The following is an 18570-nucleotide window of genomic DNA, read 5'->3' as shown; positions in this document are numbered from 1 at the left end:
CGTTGGCTGCGGAATTCACACCTACCCTACTCTTAGTACGATCTTACCGGTGTTCTGGTTAGCCTCCATGTAGCGATGCGCCTCGGCCACGTCCTGCCAACTAAAAACGGTATCAATAACGGGTTTTAACATTCCGCTCTGAAACCGATTATAGGCGAAGTCCATAAAATCCTGCGTAAGCTGGATCTGGTACTCCAACGAGCGGGAGCGTAGCGTTGATCCTGTTATCTGCAATCGTTTGAATAGGATAGGCCCTAGGTTGACTTCCGGTACTTTGGCCCCTCCCATCACGGCTAGCATGACAAGCCGTCCATCGAGTTTCAAGGCTTTTATATTCTGGGTGAAGTAATCGCCTCCTACGGGATCTACAATCACATCAACCCCCTGACCGTTAGTTACTGACAACAACTCATCTAGAAAAGGGCCTTTGTGGTAATCTATGGCGTGCTTTGCCCCTAGTTGCCGGCATAGGTCATGCTTACTGGCAGAGCTCGTTACGATTACATCGGCTCCCATGGCGTGTACCAGTTGGATGGCTGCCGTTCCCACGCCACTGGCTCCGGCATGAAGCAACACCGTTTCGCCCGGCTGTACGTAGGCAATCCAGCCGAGGGCCTGGAAAGCCGTTAGGTATACCTCGGGTATGGCGGCTGCATCTACGAAATTCCAGGTACTCGGTATAGGCATGGCCATGTCCTGGTGCATGACCGTGTACTGCGCGTATCCTCCACCCGGTATGAGCCCAAATACCCGGTCCCCCACCTGCCAGCGTGTGACACTTTCTCCTACTGCTTCTACCACACCGGACACTTCCAACCCCAGGATCGAACTAGCGCCCGCCGGAGGTGGATATTTGCCTTCTCGTTGTAACAGATCCGCCCGGTTGAGTGCTGTGGCCTGAACACGTATCAGTATCTCGTTTGGTCCAGGCTCAGGAGTTAGGTACTCGCCCAGGTATAGCTGATCGGCGGAGCCGGGTTCTTTAAGTAGTATAGCCTGCATGGTTAGTAGGTAATTTGGAATAGCTGGATAATAAACTACTTTCTTCATTATACCCAACAATAAGGTTAGCTGTTTTTAAAATGAATAAAAAAGGTTGATGTGGCGTTCTTATGTTCTTATGAAAGAACTCTTACAGGAAATCAGGGGCTGTACACTCTGCCAGCCGGTACTGCAGCTGGGGCCTAACCCGGTAGTAGTGGCTCATCCAAAGGCTCAGATCGTAGTAATTGGACAGGCTCCGGGCACTCGAGTGCATCGTACCAGTATACCCTGGAACGATGCCAGCGGAGAGCGACTGCGCGGGTGGCTGGGGGTAGATGATAGCGTTTTTTATAATGAGGAGACGTTTGCCATAGTACCCATGGGCTTTTGCTATCCCGGCAAAGGGAAGTCTGGCGATCTGCCACCGCGCCCGGAATGTGCTCCGCGCTGGCACGCCCCGCTGTGGCAACAGATGAAGCAGGTACAACTCACGCTGCTCATCGGTCAGTACGCCCAGCGTTACTACCTCGGCAAGCGCGCACAGCCTACCCTGACTGATACCGTACACCACTACACTGATTACCTCCCGGAGTACATACCCTTACCTCACCCATCCCCTCGCAACGACTTCTGGCTACGCGGTAATCCATGGTTTGAGGAGGAAGTTGTCCCGGTGCTACAGGAGCGTATCCATAACATTTTAAAATCTTAGCAGACAAGTATAGTAATCCCGCTGGTATAGTTTTGGTGCGTTGTTTCCACAAATACTCATCCACCAATATAACAAGAAAATGGTACCCACAATTTCCTGGGAAGAGATCGCTACTCGTCTCCTGCTAGCCGCTTTACTGGGTGGTATTGTGGGCCTGGAAAGGGAACGAAAAGACTGGGCCGCCGGACTGCGAACCCACATGATGGTATGTGTAGGCGCTACGCTGGCCATGCTGGTATCCACGTACGGATTTAGTGATGAATTAGGCCATGATAATGTAGAACTGGACCCTTCACGTATCGCATCGGGCGTTATCAGCGGCATTGGTTTTCTGGGAGCAGGTACTATTATGTTTCTTCGTAATCAGGAAGTGCGGGGTCTTACTACCGCCTCCGGCTTGTGGGCAGTAGCGGCGGTGGGCTTGGCGACCGGCTCAGGTATGTACTTTGCGGCTGTCCTTACCACGGTCATTGCCGTGTTTATCCTCTGGGCTATGCAGTACATCCAGGAAAAGTTTTTTAAGCAGTACCAGGACCAGACCATCAAGATTCTTACCTCCACCAGCTCCGATTCCCTGGCAGTTGCCAAACGCATCATGGAAGATGAAAAGATAGAGATATTGAACCTATCTGTGGAGAAGGAAAATGAAGAGTCAGCGGTGTACCTTAAAGTTCGTGGTACCAGACGCAACCACATACTTAACGTGCTCTCTACCTTACAGGAAGAGGAGAAAGTAAAGGATGTATTCTGGAATAAGAATGCCTAGTGAAGGTACTATGACTATAAATAGCAGGACCCGGTATCAAAATGATACCGGGTCCTTATGATTTTTGATAAGACTATTTACAGAATGCTCTTATAGGCGTCCTCCTCCACAAACGGCTGGTTACGCAGACGCTTGTTAGTAGCCTTGAACAAGGCATTGGCTACGGCAGCACCGGTCGGTGGCAGGGCGGGCTCGCCCAATCCCGTCGGAGCAATACCGTTATCTACAAAGAAGACGTCTATCTCAGGGATCTCGTTCAGACGGATCAGCTTATAGGTATTGAAGTTCTCCTGCTCGGGGGCTCCGTTCTTAAAGGTCATGTTGCCGTACATAGCGTGGCCCATACCATCTACGATACCACCCATGATCTGCTGGCGGGCACCACTTTGGTTGATCACCACCCCACAGTCAGCGGCTGCATAGATCTTTTTGACTACCGGCTTTCCTTTCTGCATTGCTACTTCACCAATCTGGGCTACATACGAGCGGTGTGAGAAGTACAGGCTAAAGCCCTGATGTACGCCTTTCTTCTTGCCCCAACCGGCTTTTTCAGCGGCCAGTTTGGTAACAGCTATCATGCGGTCTGCATCATACTTTACTTCACCAGCTGGCGATTTCTTCGCCTTTTCGAGCAGGTCAAGGCGGAACTGTATGGGGTCTTTACCGGCTGCCTGAGCTACTTCATCCAGGAACGACTGCTCCGCGAAGGCCAGGAAGTTGGTAATAGGTGCCCGCCATGGACCTGTTGTGATAGGCGACTTATGATCAAACGAGTCAATCAGCAGGTTATCCACCGCTCCCGACGGGAAGTTGTCTTCCCGGGTAGGGTTACCGGCGTTGATACCCACCCCACGCAGCTTATAGCCGATCATATTGCCCTGGGCATCCAGAGCGGCCTCAAAGCGGTAGCGAACCGATGGACGGTAGTTACCACCGTTCATGTCGTCTTCGCGGGTCCAGATCATCTTCACCGGCGCTTTTACCAGATTAGATACTTCTACGGCATCAAGTACATAGTCAGCAGCCAGGCGGCGACCAAATCCACCACCCATGCGGGTCATTTCTACGGTTACCTTATCGGGTGATATGCCCAGCAGCTTAGCCGTTTCGTTACGGGCACGCTCGGGGGTCTGGGTAGGACCTACCAGCTCCACCCCATCAGGGCGTACGTGCGCAAAGAAGTTCATGGGTTCCATGGGGCTGTGCGGCAGGAATGGGCACTGGTATTCACTCTTCACTACCTTAGCCGCTTTCTTAAAAGCAGCCTCCACGTCACCATCCTTACGACGAACGGTAGCATTGGGGCTATCCATCAGCTCCGTGAAAATACGGTTGTGGTCGGATGTACTTTCCAGATCACCGTCTTTCTCGTATTCTACCTTCAAAGCTTCGCGGGCTTTCTTAACCTGCCAGGTCGACTTACCTACTACGGCCACATTATTTTTAAATTGTACTACGTCCACAATACCCGGCATGGCCTTAGCCGCCGAAGCATCAACAGACTTTATCTTCATACCAAAGGCAGAAGGATGCTGCACCATCGCGTATAGCATACCTTCTCGATGGAAGTCAATTCCAAATAAGGGCTGCCCCGTCAGGATAGGCTTGTTGTCCACGTTCTTGATGGACTGGCCGATAAGCTTATAATCCTTAGCATCTTTCAGCTTCACGTCCTTGGGTGCGGTAAGCTTAGCAGCATCCTGTGCCAGCTCGCCGTAGCTGAGCTTACGGCCCGATCCTTTGTGCATTACTACTCCTTTGTCAGTAGTAATCTCACTAGCCGGTACTTTCCAGCGGTTGGCAGCGGCTTCCATCAGCATCAGGCGAGCGGTGGCTCCAGCCTGGCGCAAACGGTCCCACGAGTGCGGTATAGAACCACTTCCTCCGGCTACCTGCCGCTCAAATTTAGTAGTATCCAGGGGAGCCTGTACGACCTTTACCTTCGTCCAGTCTACATCCAGCTCCTCGGCTACAATGATCGGGAAGGCGGTCTTGATCCCCTGCCCTACTTCAGGATTGGGCGAAAGAATGGTAATGGTACCATCAGTGGCAATAGAAAGATAGCTGTTGAAGTCCAGATTACCAGCCGCGGCAGTAGCTTCATCCACAACGGCTGGGGGAGTAGCATTAGCACTGAGCCAGTTAAAACCCAGCAACAGGCCACCGCCGGCCGAGGCGGCCAGCTTCATAAAATCGCGTCTGTTTGTATTAGGGAGTTGGGACATGGCTATTTGGCAGGTTTGTTGGAGGCTACTTTCACGGCTTCGCGGATGCGGTGGTAGGTTCCACAACGGCATATATTGCCGGACATGGCAGCGTCAATCTCTTCGTTATTAGGCTTGGGATTCTTCTTAAGGAAAGCAGCCGCGGTCATGATCTGACCAGCCTGGCAGTATCCGCATTGGGGTACATCTACTTCGTCCCAGGCTTGCTGTACCGGATGGTTACCTTCGGCAGAGAGACCTTCGATGGTCACTACTTTGGAAGTACCGATTGCCGAAACAGGCAACACGCAGGAGCGCGTCGCTTCGCCATTGATGTGGACAGTACATGCTCCACACTGGGCTATTCCGCAGCCGTACTTGGTACCGACTAATCCCAGATTGTCACGCAGGACCCATAGCAGTGGGGTATCGGGCTCAACATCAGCCTGATAGCTCCGACCGTTAATTTGCAGCTTGTAAAGAGCCATTGGTTATACGTATTTTAGTTTTAAAAGCTAAATTAATGATAATAAAGTACTTTACCCTTAAAACATTGAAATAAAAGCATTTACTGCCGGATGGCAGACAGCTCGTGTAAGTACTTACATAAAAAGCAGATGCTGGCCCAGTCTACCCACGGAAGACAGCGGCTTAGCAGAAAAAATAACTATTACTCATCACCCTCACGCAGCCACGTCAGCTTTTCCTTGGGTACCTCCTGCTCAATCGCCGCCGTAATACGGGCAACCATGCTTTCCACATCTTCATCGGGAGAAAAATACATAGGCGGCTTGAAATGAACCGTCAGTGTTGTATTCCTTTTTTTAAACCGGAGCCCTTTCTTATCAAAGGCCCTCCTGAACCCATTGATCACAACAGGTACTACAATGGGCTGATGCTCTTTGACCAGGTGAGCGGTTCCTTTACGAACAGGGGCATAGGGCTTGGTAGTTCCCTGCGGAAAACTTACTACCCAGCCATGGTGCAGCCCCATACCTATCTTGTCCTGGGCCGAGTTATCCAACTCCCGCCTTACATTCTCTCCATTGGCCCGCCACGAACGATTGACGGTGATGGCCCCTCCCATACTAAACAGACGGGGCAGAATACCTCCTTCCTTCATGGTCTCAGAGGCGGCCACGTAGTAGCTACGGGCTCGTGGTGAGAATAAATAAAAAGGTGGCGAGATGGTATCCTTATAGCCCCACTTTACGGCACAAAAAATATGGTAGAAAGCGATAACATCGGCGAAGTAAGTCTGGTGGTTGGCCAGGAACAGTACATTATGATCGGGCAGGTTGTGCAGGTGCTCGGTACCCTGAATCTGTATCTTGTTGATTGCCGTATAGCGGTAGTAGGTAAACCAACCAATTAGCATAATCAGGATACGCTTCACTATCATCCAGTTGCCAAAAGGATCCTTCTCGAAAATACCCAGGAAATCAAGCCGGGCTAACCAACGAGGCAGGGCACTGTATGTAGTTTTTTCTGGAAGCATACTAAGAATTTTATTCAGGAATGTAAAAGCAAATTCTTCCGACACAATAATACGAGGTTTTCAGATTAAAGTCTCTGCCTTCGCTGAACCGGATAGTACCTGAAATATTTTTCATAGACATTAAACTCTTTGTGACCGCTTGTGTCCAACGATCAAATCCAGCACATAAAACTATTTTTTTACCATGCCATGAGGGCTATCCATTTTAGAGTTGTCCCTTTATAAACCAAACCACTATATACCGAAACGATTTTGCCTATGCCTACTTGTACGTTTTCAAATTTTAAAATTATCCTAACATCTATCTAATACTATCTATTACTATGAAAACGTCACGTTGGTTTTTGCTCACTTCACTTGCTCTATTTTTATCAGTAGGATTTGCCTCTGCTCAGTGGTCGGTAGGGGTGCGAGGTGGGGCGTACATGGGTACCGTTACCAAGCCTGAACTACTTACTACGGTTACCCCCGACTTCAAGTGGTCCCCCGGTGTAAGCTCAGCGGTATTTGCCGAATACGAGCTATCGGATAATGTAGCGATCCGCCCGGAAGTGTTGTTCCAGCAAAAAGGCTTTCAGATGAAAGAAGGTACCAGTCTGAACATGGGCGGCTTCCCGGTACCGCTGGGGGTACGATCGACATACCGGGTCAACTACGTGGAGACACCGGTACTCCTGAAACTATCAACCGGTGGCGAAGGTGCTAAATTGTATGCTATTGCCGGTCCCAGCGTAGGCTACGCCACCAATGCCAAACTGATCACACACCCACAGGCGATATTGGAATTCCGCCCGGTCCGTACCAACGTGAATCTGGATGCGATCAACTACCAGCGGTTTGAGTTCAGCGCTGTTGCCGGAGCTGGTCTGAGTGTAAAAGCCGGTGCCGGTGAACTGATGGCCGAAGCGCGTTATCAGCACGGCTTTACCCGGCTGGTAGATGCTCCGATCGTTCGTGCCAATGCTCGTAACCAGGGTGTAAGTGTCTCCTTAGGCTATAAAATACCATTTTGATATTCGTATTCCCTCCTTTCACACAGGCTGCTTCCTCTGAGGAGTAGCCTGTTGTGTTTGTGGCGCTCCAATAGCTTGTATTAGTACTTCCTTCCCCTTTAATTCTATGGCCCCTGCCACACACCTTCATCTGGTACAGCAGACAGAGCAGGGGGTGCATTGGCATAATTTTTTAACCTTTGGGAGAAGCTGCCTCCGCGAAGCAGCTTGTTGATTTCACTCATCCATTCTAACCAGAAGGTATATGAAAGAATACTTCAAAGCAAAATATCTGGCACTTGCCATAGCCCTGGTCCTGGCTCAGGGCTGTGCGCGCAACCCGGTAACGGGCAAACGTGAAATATCACTCATGTCCACAGAGCAGGAAATAGCCATTGGAAAGCAGAGCCATCCCTCAGTAGTAGCTACTTTTGGTATCTATGATGATCAGCAGCTACAGAACTTTATCAAAGCCAAGGGAACGGCCATGGCCAAAATTTCGCACCGGCCTGACCTACCCTACCAGTTCTTTGTGGTTGACTCACCTGTAGTGAATGCCTTCGCCGTACCCGGTGGCTATGTGTACTTCACGCGGGGTATCATGGCTCACTTCAACAATGAGGCTGAGTTTGCCGGTGTACTCGGGCACGAAATAGGACATGTTACTGCCCGCCATTCAGCGCGCCAGCAAAGTAGTCAACTACTTAGTCAGATCGGACTTATTGCGGGACTGGTACTGGCCCCGGAGCTGGGAGGACTTGCCGAAGCAGCTCAGCAGGGACTGGGCCTGCTGATGCTGAGCTACAGCCGCGCCCACGAAACCGAATCGGATAAGTTAGGCGTAGAATATTCCAGTAAGATAGGCTACGATGCCACGGAAATGGCTGATTTCTTTGGAACCCTCAAAACGCTAAGCGACCGGAGTGGACAAAGTATTCCTACCTTCCAGTCGACGCACCCTGATCCGGCTAACCGTGAAAAAAAGGTTAACCAATGGGCTCTTGAGTACCAAAAGGCCCACCCGGGTAATTATACCGCCGAGCGCGCTGATTACCTGCGTATGATTGAAGGGATGATATACGGGAATGACCCCAAGCAGGGATTTGTAGAGAATAACTTCTTCTATCATCCGGAGCTCAAGTTTCAGTTTCCGATCCCCGGCACCTGGATTTACGAAAATAGCCCTTCGCAGTTCCAGATGGCACCTAAGGATGGCAAATCCATGATGTTATTTACGCTGGCGCAGGGTAACACTGTAGAAGAGGCGGCTCAGAATATAGTTAAACAGTTTAACCTGCAGGTAGTAGAAAACCAGGCTGCAACTATCAACGGCAACCGGGCTATGGTACTGATATCACGTCAGGCACCACAAGAGGGGCAGCAGCAGCAGCAGCAGGCTCAGAATGCTAACAATACGGTACAGATTGCAACCTGGGTAATCCAGCACGGGAGTAATATCTATGCCCTGCACGGAATGTCGTACCTGAACCAGTTTAACTCTAACTTCAGAACATTCCAGTCAGTGGCCGAAAATTTCAGAAATCTGACAGACCCTGATAAGCTAAACCGCAAGCCGGATCGTATTCGGATCAAAGCCGCTCCGCGTGATGGTACATTACTGGAGGTACTCCAGAGTCTGAACACGCCCGCTAACTACATAAACGACCTTTCGGTCCTGAACGGATTGGGCCTTAAAGACCGGGTAACCCGAGGTACTCTTGTAAAAACACTTAGCAAATAGGCTATTAACAAAAAGGGCGACTCGTAATGGGCCGCCCTTTTTGTTAATGTATCAGATAGGTTGAGAGAAGACTTTCTTTCCACTATCCAGAAACTTCGTAAAGTTCTCTACGCTTAGATCATAGTTCTTAGGCGGAACCAGCAGAGTACCTTCGTGGTCAACCAGCGTGTAGTGTGGCTGGGCGTTATTATTATATTTCACGATTTGCAGATCTGCATTTTGAGCTCCTATGGTCTTTTTCACCTTTCCATCATAGGTTGAAGTGTACCATTCCGACTCCGGCAGTTCGGTTTTATCATCTACGTACAGCGCTACCACCACGTAATCTTCCCGCAGGCGCTGCAACACGGCCGGATCTGACCACACCCGGGCTTCCATCTCGCGGCAGTTGACACAGCCATGGCCCGTAAAATCGATAAAGACTGGTTTATTCACCTTCTTGGCGTAAGCCAGGCCTTGCTTGTAGTCAAAGAATCCCTCCAGCTCATGGGGTAATTCAAATAGATCGCCATACTTAGGCGCCTCCATCGATGAGGTTCTGATTAGCTCACTTCCTCCACGTCTGTTCAGATCAAAGTCATGGGTAGACTGCGGAGGTAGATAGCCCGCCAGGGCTTTGAGCGGAGCTCCCCACATACCGGGCAGCATATAGATCACAAAGGCGAATGTAATCACTGCTAAGAGTATTCGTGGTACGCTTACTCGCTCTACCGCCGAGTCGTGCGGAGTACGGATCTTGCCCAGCAGGTAGAAGCCCAGCATAGCAAAGATAACGATCCAGAAAGCCAGGAACACTTCACGGTCGAGCAGACGCCAGTGGTACACCTGATCGGCTATACTCAAAAACTTAAGCGCCAGTGCCAGCTCCAGAAAGCCCAGTACTACCTTTACCGTATTCAGCCATCCCCCCGACTTGGGCAGGCTTTTGAGCCACTGCGGGAATAAAGCAAATAAGGTAAAAGGTACAGCAAAAGCGGACGAAAACGCCACCATACCTACAATGGGCTTCACTACTTCTCCCCCCGCTGAGGCTACCAGTAAGCTACCCACAATAGGACCTGTGCAGGAGAAGGATACCAGCACCAGAGTAAAGGCCATAAAGAAGATACCCGCCAATCCACCACGGTCCGATTGAGCGTCTATCTTATTTACAAATGAACTGGGCAGCACAATTTCAAACAACCCCAGGAACGACAGAGCAAATACAAAGAATACCGCAAAGAAGAGTACATTAGGAATCCAGTGGGTACTCAGGAAGTTGGCAAAGGCCGGACCATTGATCCGCGAAACGATGGTACCGATCAGGGTATAGATCAATACTATAGAAATACCGTAAAGAAATGCCTTGGCTTTACCTCCCGTCTGCTTGGTAAAGAAGCTGACCGTCATGGGTATGATCGGAAATACACAGGGAGTCAGCAGGGCTACCAGTCCGGCCAGAAAGGCCGCCAGTGCAAAAGCCCATAGTGAGTTATCAGCCCCCGAAGTCCCCTCAGTACTAGGCTCCCTGATCAGGGGAGACTTCGATGAAATATCCAAGCTCGAGTCACGGGTTGTAGAGGTAGATACCGCCGCAGGAAGAGACGGGTCCTGTGTAACATCCAGAGAAGTACTATCAGCCACCGACGTGGACGCGGCCACTGGAGATGCAGCCGACGAGGCACCTGATACCGTGGCCGGTGCTCTGGTAGCTACCGCAGCCCCGGTAGCTGCATCTATTTTATCTTTTACACCAGTCGCGGCGGTAGTTATTACTTTCGGTCCCTGAAACGCGAAGTCTTCGTTGCCATTTACACAGAGTCCGTTCTTGGAAGAGCAGGTGAGGTATTCTAGCTCTCCCTTAATTACTGGATTCTCCTGCAGTACACGTACCGTCTGCCGGAATTCCCCCTTTCCTTCAAAGTAGGTAATATCTCCCTGCCATATCTCGTCAAACTTCTTCTTGGCTTTGATAGGCTTTACTTTTCCTACCAGTTCATACGAAGGATGAGCTTTAAGATTGAATGTGGCCGGAATAGGACCCAGGTTAGGGTCCAGGTCAGACGAGTAAAGGTACCAGTCAGGATCGATGGTAGCGGTAAAAATAAGATCAACAGTTTCACCCGCTTTTACCTCTGATTTGGAAAGACTGTAGCTCCATTTGGCATGCTTCTGCACCTGGCCCAGCGTCAGGTGTGTCACCAATATACTGATTAGCAGCAGAGCATATTTTATGTTATTCATAACTACCTATATGTTATTCGAGCGCAAAGAACGCAAAGTTATCGCAATAGACGTAACACTGGCTTCTGAGCGAGGAGGGAAAGATAAATCTCTATATTCTTGAAACGTTTTTTTATAAAAAAAATTCGCCCCTCGGTAGGAGGGGCGAAGGGCAAAGGGGTTAAGGACTTAGGAATAGCTACACTAGTAGCTGAATAGTACCGGATTGAGTGCACTATCAGGTACAGAACCGACAGGCCTGGCATCCAGCCAGGTTCGCCAGTCGGCATCCTGATAGCTATTTTTAGGTTTAGTGATAATCTGGTCTTTATCCATGTAGATCATGGTCATTACTTTGCGGGGACTGTCTGATACGTTGGCCCCGGCCCGATGGAAGAGCCATCCGGCATGATAGCTTACCTCTCCCAGGTCAAAGGGAGTTTCGTTAAGGCTAAACTGGGTCAGTTGCCTGGTCATAAGTGCTTCGCTGTCATCACTTATTTCCAGATCACGCCCTATCTCCACACTCTGACTCTTTTCGGCAAAAGCCAGCGGTCCCATCGGTAGGGGCGTTGCCTGCAGCGGTATCCATACCGTGGTGGTTTTAGGGGAAGCCAGCGGCCAATAGAATTGGTCAGCATGCCAGGGAGTAATACCTCCTGAGGGCTCTTTGTACAGGGCCTGGTCATGGTAGAGTCGTACTCCTTCTACCTCCATCAGGTCAGCCGCGATCTTAGCCAGGCGCTTTGAGAACACAAATTCTTTGGCCTCCTCATCCTCCCGCCACAGATTCATGATCTGAAGAAAAGCACGTTCGTAAGTAGTGCGCTCCTCCATGGGCTTGATGAGAGTATTGAGCCGGAATACCAGATCTGAAATCAGACTTCCATAGTAGTCAATCGCCTCCGGGCTCAGCACGTTTTTTAGCTTTACATATCCATACTCACGATAGAACTCTACGGCTTCCGGGGGTAGTGCGTAAGTAGTATCCAGTTCGTCAAGTAGAGTCTGCTTACTGACTTGGGTAAACATGTATAAACTAGTATAAAAGGGTTTAGGAATGTCAGTTTTCAGCCGCCAGATCTACTCATAGTCTGGCTGTCCACTGCTTTACAAATATCATATATAAATATATGGAGAATAGTTTGATACTTTTCATGTTTGTGTACCATCTTAACATTCATTAAATAATATTATCTTTGTATCGCATCAATTATTAACATAATGAAACCCTCTTTCGAAAAAATATCTATTGGAGATGAGCGATCTTTGCTTGTAAAGAGGTTCACATGTTCCTATTTTGATGCGCTATACCATTTCCATCCCGAGTATGAGCTTACGTATATAGTCAGGGGGCACGGGCAACGATTCGTAGGAGATAATGTTGAGAATTTCAGGGAGGGAGACCTTATCCTTTTGGGCCCAAACCTGGCGCACTTCTGGCGAAGCGATGCCAGCTATTACAAAGCCCCGGAACCACCCGGTAGCGAGGCTATCGTGATACATTTTTCGGAGAAGCTGGTTGAGTCAGCACTGAGTCTGATCCCTGAGTTCTCGGTGATAAATTCACTGTGGAGAAAGGCACCTCAGGGGCTTTCTTTTGCATCTGATGACCCCACTTTTAGTCTGGTCAACGAGCTACTGCTTTCCCTGTCTACAGCTACCACTCCCGCCGATCAGATCCTGGGCCTTCTCCGTCTGCTTACTGAGTTAGCTACTTTTCCGAATATGCGTACACTAGCCAGCGACGGTTATGTACCTCGTCTTAATGAAGCCGAAACAGAGCGCATGCGCCGTATCCTGGACTATACTCTGCAGCATTTCAGGGAGCCTATTGGTCTTCCGGAAATAGCCAGAGAGGCTCATTTGAGTGAAGCAGCCTTCTGTAGGTACTTCCGGCAGCGCACCCAGAAACCCTACCTTTCCTACCTCAACGAACTCCGGGTAGGGCATGCCCGCCAGCTACTTATAGCCAGTTCTATGAGTGTAGGGCAAGTAGCGCTGGACTCTGGCTTTCAGAACTTGTCCCACTTTCACCGGCTCTTCCGAAGGTTTACAGGATATAGTCCGCTACGGTACCGACAGATTTACCAGATGGGTGGCAAGGCCTCACCATCCGCCTCATAAAACCTGATATCTTTTTCACGAAGGAAGTTCTTAATTACATCTACGTGTACGCATTGACCTACATTCATAAAAGGATAATTGGATACCCGCCGCCGTACCCCCTCCGTAATTACTTCCCGGTTGATCTGATCAAAGCCCAGGTGTAGGTGCCTGGTAGCACTTTGCATGCCGTATATAACTCCGGCCCGGTCAAACAGAGGCCCACCACTCTGGCCCCGCAGTCCGGGAGTACTCATTTCTATGCCGGTTACTCCACCGGCTTCGCCTATATGCCGGGTCACGATGCCATCTACCGGAAAACTAGGTGTGTTAATACGTCCTTCGTTGGTCCATTCAATATCATCCAGTTCCTGGTTGAATCGGTAGTTGGTAAATTCCGGGAATGGGTACCCTAAGCGACACAGGTACTTCCCCTGCTTTATCTGCCTGCCATCACGCAGGAACTGGGCGTACCCCTGGTAATGCCGGGCCTCATACCCATGGAACTGAATAATAGCCAGATCCTGCGTGGGATGCAGATGGATCGTAAAGCTCTTGAAGCCCGAGACTCCATTGACAAAGTTAGAGCGGAGGCGTATGGGTGTTTCGGAAGTGATCCGGTACTGATCTTCCAGCCGTTTCCGGTGTACATCAATGGCCCGGTCCCGTTCATGGCGACGCAGCTCTGACTTGAACTTTAGATAATTAGAATAAATGGCATCAGCCTGCAAAAGCTGCTCTGCTACATGCCTACAGGTAACAGCACAGCCTTCTTCATTGACGAAAAACAGAGTAGCAGTAGCCGGGATAATATCAGAGCCACCGTAGTAGCGGGCAATAAAGTGAATAGGACGCGTAAACTGATCTACTTTTTCGATAGCCGTTACAAACATGGCCGGAGGTTCAATTAAGAGAAGCAACAAAAAAACCGATTCGAACTCAATGTTCCAAATCGGTCTATGCCTTCGTTATCGTGAGTGGCCGTATTAGTTTGCCTGAATGGGCACTATGGCTTCGGTCTGATCCCATCGGAGAATCATGTTAACTCCCTTGGGTTGTTCTTCAAAATAAATGGTGAACCGCTCAGCTACTTCGGGGCGTATACGTATATCTATATCCTGTCTCAGTATATCCTGCCCGTCGTTGTAGTTGGTTCCCCACTGTCCGGTTTCCTTATTAATTATTACTTTCCATTTACCGGGTCCGGGTATAGTCCAGAGTGAATAAGCACCGGCTTTTACTAGTTTGCCTGCTACCAGTACGTCCTGATTAAACTCAACCACAGTAGCCTCGTTAGCTCCAGTACGCCAGACTTTATCATAAGGAACCAGGGCATTATCCTTTTCCAGTCCGAATAGCAACCGCCCTTTCTTGGAGGGGCGACTATAGGTTGCTGTTATGTTAAGTCCGTCCCGACTATATTCAGCCACAGCTTCAGGACTGAATGACTTTGTGTAACTACGAAAGGCTATAAACGCTACCACCAACACCACAACCACTATAGCCCCAATTAGTAGAGGTCTTCTCATGGTATTTTACTCAGGGCAAACGATTCTGTAAAAGGTATAACTTACCGAAAAGCCAACGTAATAGTAGGTATCCTTACGGGATGGGTCACCGTGATCAAGCTTATTTGCGGATAAATTTTCGCCTCCAAGGTTGTCAAGGTGATCGGTAAAGGTCTTGCGGGTCCCAACTTCCAATCCTACGTTCCACGGACGACGGATCTGGTACTTTACGCCTACTCCGAAAGGAAGTACCCAGCCTTTAGTACTGTATGGGCTTGTCTGAGGGGTAGGCTTGAAACCCATATAGCCGATTCCACCGAATACATACGGAGTCCAGTTAATAGCTGATCGGCGGTTAACGTAGTCAAGGAAGTTATACTCTGTAACCAGATTAGCTTCGGTGATACGGGTACGGAAAGAAAGATTGCGGGCCTGCTGAAATGGATCATCTGAGTATTGGTCATCCCCCTTTATACCTCCATAAAGTCCCTCAGCTCTGAACGTCACCGATCGGCTGAGATTATACCGAAAGAACAGGCTGCCGCCAGGCCTGAAAAATCTAAAATTGAAATCAGGAGCAATATCACCTTTATAATTAAGTCCTCCTACACTAGCCCCTATCTCTATCTTTTGAGCGGTAGCTCTCTCTCCTACCAGGCATAATAGTACGATACCTACAGCCCAAGCGAGCTGTAGGTATCGAGTGCCTATTGACTTATATATTGCTTGCAAAACAGTCAGATTTTTATTTCAACGGTGGACATTTGATGGTACTTCCCAGTATATAGTTGATGTGGATAGTACCTAACATATACGTATCGTTAAGGGTAGGACTATTACCACGGGGTGAGCCAGGTGCACCATAGTTAGTACCTTGAATGGCTCCGAAAGGCTCATTTGTTTCAATATTGTATGGTGGTCCCTGCAGAAATCGACTAAGTCCATCCTTACGGTCGCCTCCTTTACGTGCCGCGATTGGCTCAGCTGAACGATTGGCCATATTACGTGCTAATTCATCTTTGAGCAGAGCCGGATCAGCATAGTTACCCGCTACATCATCCAGATAGTCAGTTGTGGTAAAGCGGAAGCCTACCTCAGCCGATACATCCCATTTGGGATGAATCTTGTAACGTACTCCAAAGCCCAGCGGAATTGCCAGCTGTACCAGTGAGTAGGGTTTGTCTAAGCCAGGATTACCCTGCCCTTCTGTATTTAGTTGCTGCAGTCTCACCCACTGACGTCCATCTACCTCCGGCATACGAGCCATTGGGTTATGAGCCACCGCCGCCAAACCTGCAAATACATAGGGACTTACTAAAGGACGACGATCAGCACTACGGCCATCCGGTATAATCTTGTAAATACCAATTACGGCAAATTCCTTCAAGTCGTTTCTGAAGTGCAGGTTTCGGGCAAAAGATCTATTTCCAAATTGTGGTCCGGAGTTATTCAAAGTGTAATCATCACCTACTATACGTGCCCATGTGAAAGAAGCCCGTCCGGCCAAACGGGGAGTAAAGTGGCGGGTATAGTTACCAGTCACGTGCCACCGCATGAGTTCAAAAGTAGAAACAAAAGGGCGGCCATAGGGGGCCATATCACCATAGTAGCTTGAAGTACCTATACCCAGCCCTACACTTGAGTAGGGCATAAAGTTGCTTCTTCTAAACTGCGCCTGCGCGTCAGTAATCGTCAATAACCCCAGAAGAGCTATGCCGATCATCCCTTTTAAGCCAGAAAGCTGGCCCTTAGCGAAAATGTTATTCATACGATAAAGCTATTTTCGGCAAAAATAGATTAGTTAATTGGTTTAGTGTTGCTATCTCTCCTGTTCAACGTTTTTGTATATACTTTATTTGGTGGCACTCTATTTATTGAGTGATCGGCAAACATTGAAATAGTACAATTACTATACCATTCCCACCAGTACCTGTTGTTAACTCAGAAGAAACTATTTGGTTCTACCTGTTACTGGTTTACTTTCAAACTATCTACTCCCTTCTTATTCCCTAAGAGTCGCTTAGCCCGTAAAAAGCGGTTTAACTCAAATTCATCAAAGTTAGGAGCTTTGGGATCCAGGCTGCTGATACGTACCTGCCCGGAGGCATGAATAAATTCATTATTCCCAATCCACATACCTACGTGGGTTACTTTCTCGGAGGTACCTTCGGCCGCCTTAGTACCGAAGAAGAGCAGATCTCCCGAACGAAGCGTACCAAATCCGGACGACGTATCTACCAGTTCTCCCGAGTGTACCTGCTGAGATGCATCGCGTGGTAGTACCCAGCCGTTCAGGTAATATATGGTTTTGGTAAAGCCACTACAGTCCATTCCTTTATACGATGTACCCCCCCACAGGTAAGGAATACCCATCATCCGCTTAGCAGTACTGACCAGTTTATCTTCTGAGATGGATAGGGAGGCAACCCAGTCGTTATAGCGTTTGGCTTCGCCCTTGGGTACATAGGCAGTGCGTCCGTCCGGATATTCCACCTGAAAAAACTCACCGATTTCTGCTTTCAGCTTAAGTACATCGCCCGCTACCAGGTCAGATACCGTCTGTCCGTCTGTATCGGCGGATTCATAAGAGAAGCCATAAGGGCGCAGATAGATTACTTTTTCAGCTTTCGTCCAGGCGTCAAAGGCTGATTTATTCATCCGTTGTAGTCCTCCCCAATCTACCCAGGCAATATACTGATCCGGTGTCTGGACCAGGTACCATCCCCGATCCTTGTCCAGTACCTTCAGGGGCATACCCAGCAGAGCCTGCGTAGCCAGTTCGGCCGCATCACGAGACTGTGACCGGATATTAGCGACCGATACCCGAACTACTCCGTATATCTCCTCGCCCAGTACCTCGGCCGGAAGCGATTCTATTTTATCCTCTGCCGTTAACCTCGCCTTCTGTAGACGAGCCAGTAATTCTTTCTTTGCTTCGGGCAGGTTGGTCTTCCCGGTAAGTACTCCTTTATCGTCAGCCTCTATCTGGAATACGGCTACCCGCCGGTCCGGTGCATACTGCTGACGTACTTCATCGATAATAGGTTGCATAGATGTATTGCTTTGGGCCAGGGCCAATCCGGTCCAGCCCATTAGCAGGCAAAGTAATAGGTTAGATTTCATATGCTGCTAGTTTGATCCGGGTAAAGTTAGGATACCAATGCTGTAGGTGGGACTATTAGCAAGCAAAAGTTATTTACTTTGTGAAAAAGCAGCCCAAACTAACGTATGATCACCAGTAAAGACCTTTCTTTTTCATACTCCCCTCACAAAAAATTCAACTTCCCGGACATTCTTTGCAACGACGGAGAAGCACTACTTATTTTAGGGCAGTCGGGACGGGGCAAGACTACCCTGCTGCATATCCTGGCCTTGTTACTTACTCCTGCAACAGGTGATATCATTATAGATGGTCATTCTATTCATAGCTTATCACCTAAGCAAACTGCTACGGTACGGGCCAATAAAATCGGTATTATCTACCAACGGGCTCATTTTGTCAGCTCATTGACGGTACTAGAAAACCTCCTGCTATCTAACTACCTGGCCGGGCGCAACCAGGATCGGGATAAGGCCGCCTACTTGGCCGATCAGTTGGGCTTCAGCGAACATCTTCCCAAAAAGACCCACGAACTTAGCCAGGGAGAGCAGCAGCGTGTCAGTATAGCCCGGGCTTTGATGAATAATCCGGCGGTCATATTGGCCGATGAGCCTACTTCCAATCTGGACGACGAAAACTGCCAAAGGGTGGTGAACCTACTCAAAGCGCACTCCGCCCAGATCGGTGCCAGCCTCATAGTAGTAACGCACGACCAACGCCTGAAAGATGAATTTTCCAATCAGATTTCTCTATAACC

The 18570-nt window shown here is 49.2% G+C and carries 17 protein-coding genes; 6 read left to right on the top strand and 11 right to left on the bottom strand.

All coding sequences use genetic code 11. The features are described 5' to 3' along the window. Positions 1-21 precede the first annotated feature (21 nt). On the bottom strand, positions 22-1002 hold the full coding sequence (locus JUB14_RS03215; RefSeq protein ID WP_207504321.1) for an NAD(P)H-quinone oxidoreductase: 981 nt from the start codon (positions 1000-1002) through the stop codon (positions 22-24). Between the two features lie 118 nt (positions 1003-1120). Here JUB14_RS03215 and JUB14_RS03210 point away from each other — a divergent pair, with 118 nt between their 5' ends. Both JUB14_RS03210 and JUB14_RS03205 read left to right on the top strand, forming a co-directional pair. Beyond that, positions 1121-1696, top strand: coding sequence for a uracil-DNA glycosylase family protein (locus JUB14_RS03210; RefSeq protein ID WP_207504320.1), 576 nt, complete (start codon positions 1121-1123; stop codon positions 1694-1696). A 79-nt stretch (positions 1697-1775) separates the two neighbouring features. Further along, positions 1776-2462 (top strand): MgtC/SapB family protein, encoded by a 687-nt coding sequence (locus tag JUB14_RS03205; RefSeq protein ID WP_207504319.1) that lies wholly within the window; start codon positions 1776-1778, stop codon positions 2460-2462. A gap of 77 nt (positions 2463-2539) precedes the next feature. Here JUB14_RS03205 and JUB14_RS03200 read toward each other — a convergent pair whose 3' ends face one another. From JUB14_RS03200 to JUB14_RS03190, 3 genes are all read right to left on the bottom strand, one after another. After that, positions 2540-4687: a xanthine dehydrogenase family protein molybdopterin-binding subunit gene (locus tag JUB14_RS03200; RefSeq protein ID WP_207504318.1), complete on the bottom strand. Its 2148-nt coding sequence runs from the start codon at positions 4685-4687 to the stop codon at positions 2540-2542. A 2-nt stretch (positions 4688-4689) separates the two neighbouring features. Continuing rightward, positions 4690-5154 (bottom strand): (2Fe-2S)-binding protein, encoded by a 465-nt coding sequence (locus JUB14_RS03195; RefSeq protein WP_207504317.1) that lies wholly within the window; start codon positions 5152-5154, stop codon positions 4690-4692. 182 nt (positions 5155-5336) lie between these two features. Further along, positions 5337-6164, bottom strand: a complete 828-nt coding sequence (locus JUB14_RS03190; protein WP_207504316.1) for a lysophospholipid acyltransferase family protein — start codon at positions 6162-6164, stop codon at positions 5337-5339. 323 nt (positions 6165-6487) lie between these two features. Between JUB14_RS03190 and JUB14_RS03185 the strand changes: the two genes are divergently transcribed. Both JUB14_RS03185 and JUB14_RS03180 read left to right on the top strand, forming a co-directional pair. Then, on the top strand, positions 6488-7177 hold the full coding sequence (locus JUB14_RS03185; RefSeq protein WP_207504315.1) for a porin family protein: 690 nt from the start codon (positions 6488-6490) through the stop codon (positions 7175-7177). 244 nt (positions 7178-7421) lie between these two features. After that, positions 7422-8897: a M48 family metalloprotease gene (locus JUB14_RS03180; RefSeq protein WP_207504314.1), complete on the top strand. Its 1476-nt coding sequence runs from the start codon at positions 7422-7424 to the stop codon at positions 8895-8897. A gap of 51 nt (positions 8898-8948) precedes the next feature. Here JUB14_RS03180 and JUB14_RS03175 read toward each other — a convergent pair whose 3' ends face one another. Further along, positions 8949-11120, bottom strand: coding sequence for a protein-disulfide reductase DsbD family protein (locus JUB14_RS03175; protein WP_207504313.1), 2172 nt, complete (start codon positions 11118-11120; stop codon positions 8949-8951). Between the two features lie 183 nt (positions 11121-11303). Beyond that, a complete protein-coding gene (locus JUB14_RS03170; RefSeq protein WP_207504312.1) occupies positions 11304-12131 on the bottom strand; it encodes a phytanoyl-CoA dioxygenase family protein in 828 nt (275 codons plus the stop codon). Between the two features lie 192 nt (positions 12132-12323). Here JUB14_RS03170 and JUB14_RS03165 point away from each other — a divergent pair, with 192 nt between their 5' ends. Beyond that, the gene (locus JUB14_RS03165; RefSeq protein WP_207504311.1) at positions 12324-13226 is read left to right on the top strand and encodes a helix-turn-helix domain-containing protein; all 903 of its coding nucleotides are present in this window, start codon (positions 12324-12326) and stop codon (positions 13224-13226) included. On the opposite strand, the gene JUB14_RS03160 is transcribed toward JUB14_RS03165, so the two are convergent. From JUB14_RS03160 to JUB14_RS03140, 5 genes are all read right to left on the bottom strand, one after another. Then, positions 13187-14098: a trypsin-like peptidase domain-containing protein gene (locus tag JUB14_RS03160; RefSeq protein ID WP_207504310.1), complete on the bottom strand. Its 912-nt coding sequence runs from the start codon at positions 14096-14098 to the stop codon at positions 13187-13189. The genes JUB14_RS03165 and JUB14_RS03160 overlap by 40 nt on opposite strands. Positions 14099-14191: 93 nt before the next feature. Beyond that, positions 14192-14734 carry a DUF2911 domain-containing protein gene (locus JUB14_RS03155; protein ID WP_207504309.1) on the bottom strand — a complete coding sequence of 181 codons (543 nt, stop codon included), beginning with the start codon at positions 14732-14734 and terminating at the stop codon, positions 14192-14194. A 6-nt stretch (positions 14735-14740) separates the two neighbouring features. Next, positions 14741-15445 (bottom strand): type IX secretion system protein PorG, encoded by a 705-nt coding sequence (gene porG / locus JUB14_RS03150; protein WP_229367498.1) that lies wholly within the window; start codon positions 15443-15445, stop codon positions 14741-14743. A gap of 13 nt (positions 15446-15458) precedes the next feature. Continuing rightward, positions 15459-16481 (bottom strand): outer membrane beta-barrel protein, encoded by a 1023-nt coding sequence (locus tag JUB14_RS03145; protein ID WP_207504308.1) that lies wholly within the window; start codon positions 16479-16481, stop codon positions 15459-15461. A 200-nt stretch (positions 16482-16681) separates the two neighbouring features. Further along, the gene (locus tag JUB14_RS03140) at positions 16682-17836 is read right to left on the bottom strand and encodes a C40 family peptidase (protein ID WP_207504307.1); all 1155 of its coding nucleotides are present in this window, start codon (positions 17834-17836) and stop codon (positions 16682-16684) included. A gap of 105 nt (positions 17837-17941) precedes the next feature. Here JUB14_RS03140 and JUB14_RS03135 point away from each other — a divergent pair, with 105 nt between their 5' ends. Continuing rightward, a complete protein-coding gene (locus JUB14_RS03135) occupies positions 17942-18568 on the top strand; it encodes an ABC transporter ATP-binding protein (RefSeq protein WP_207504306.1) in 627 nt (208 codons plus the stop codon). Positions 18569-18570: the final 2 nt, after the last annotated feature.

The sequence above is a fragment of the Telluribacter humicola genome (assembly GCF_017355935.1).
Taxonomy (GTDB): Bacteria; Bacteroidota; Bacteroidia; order Cytophagales; family Spirosomataceae; genus Telluribacter; species Telluribacter humicola.
This window is presented reverse-complemented; position numbering and strand designations above follow the sequence as displayed.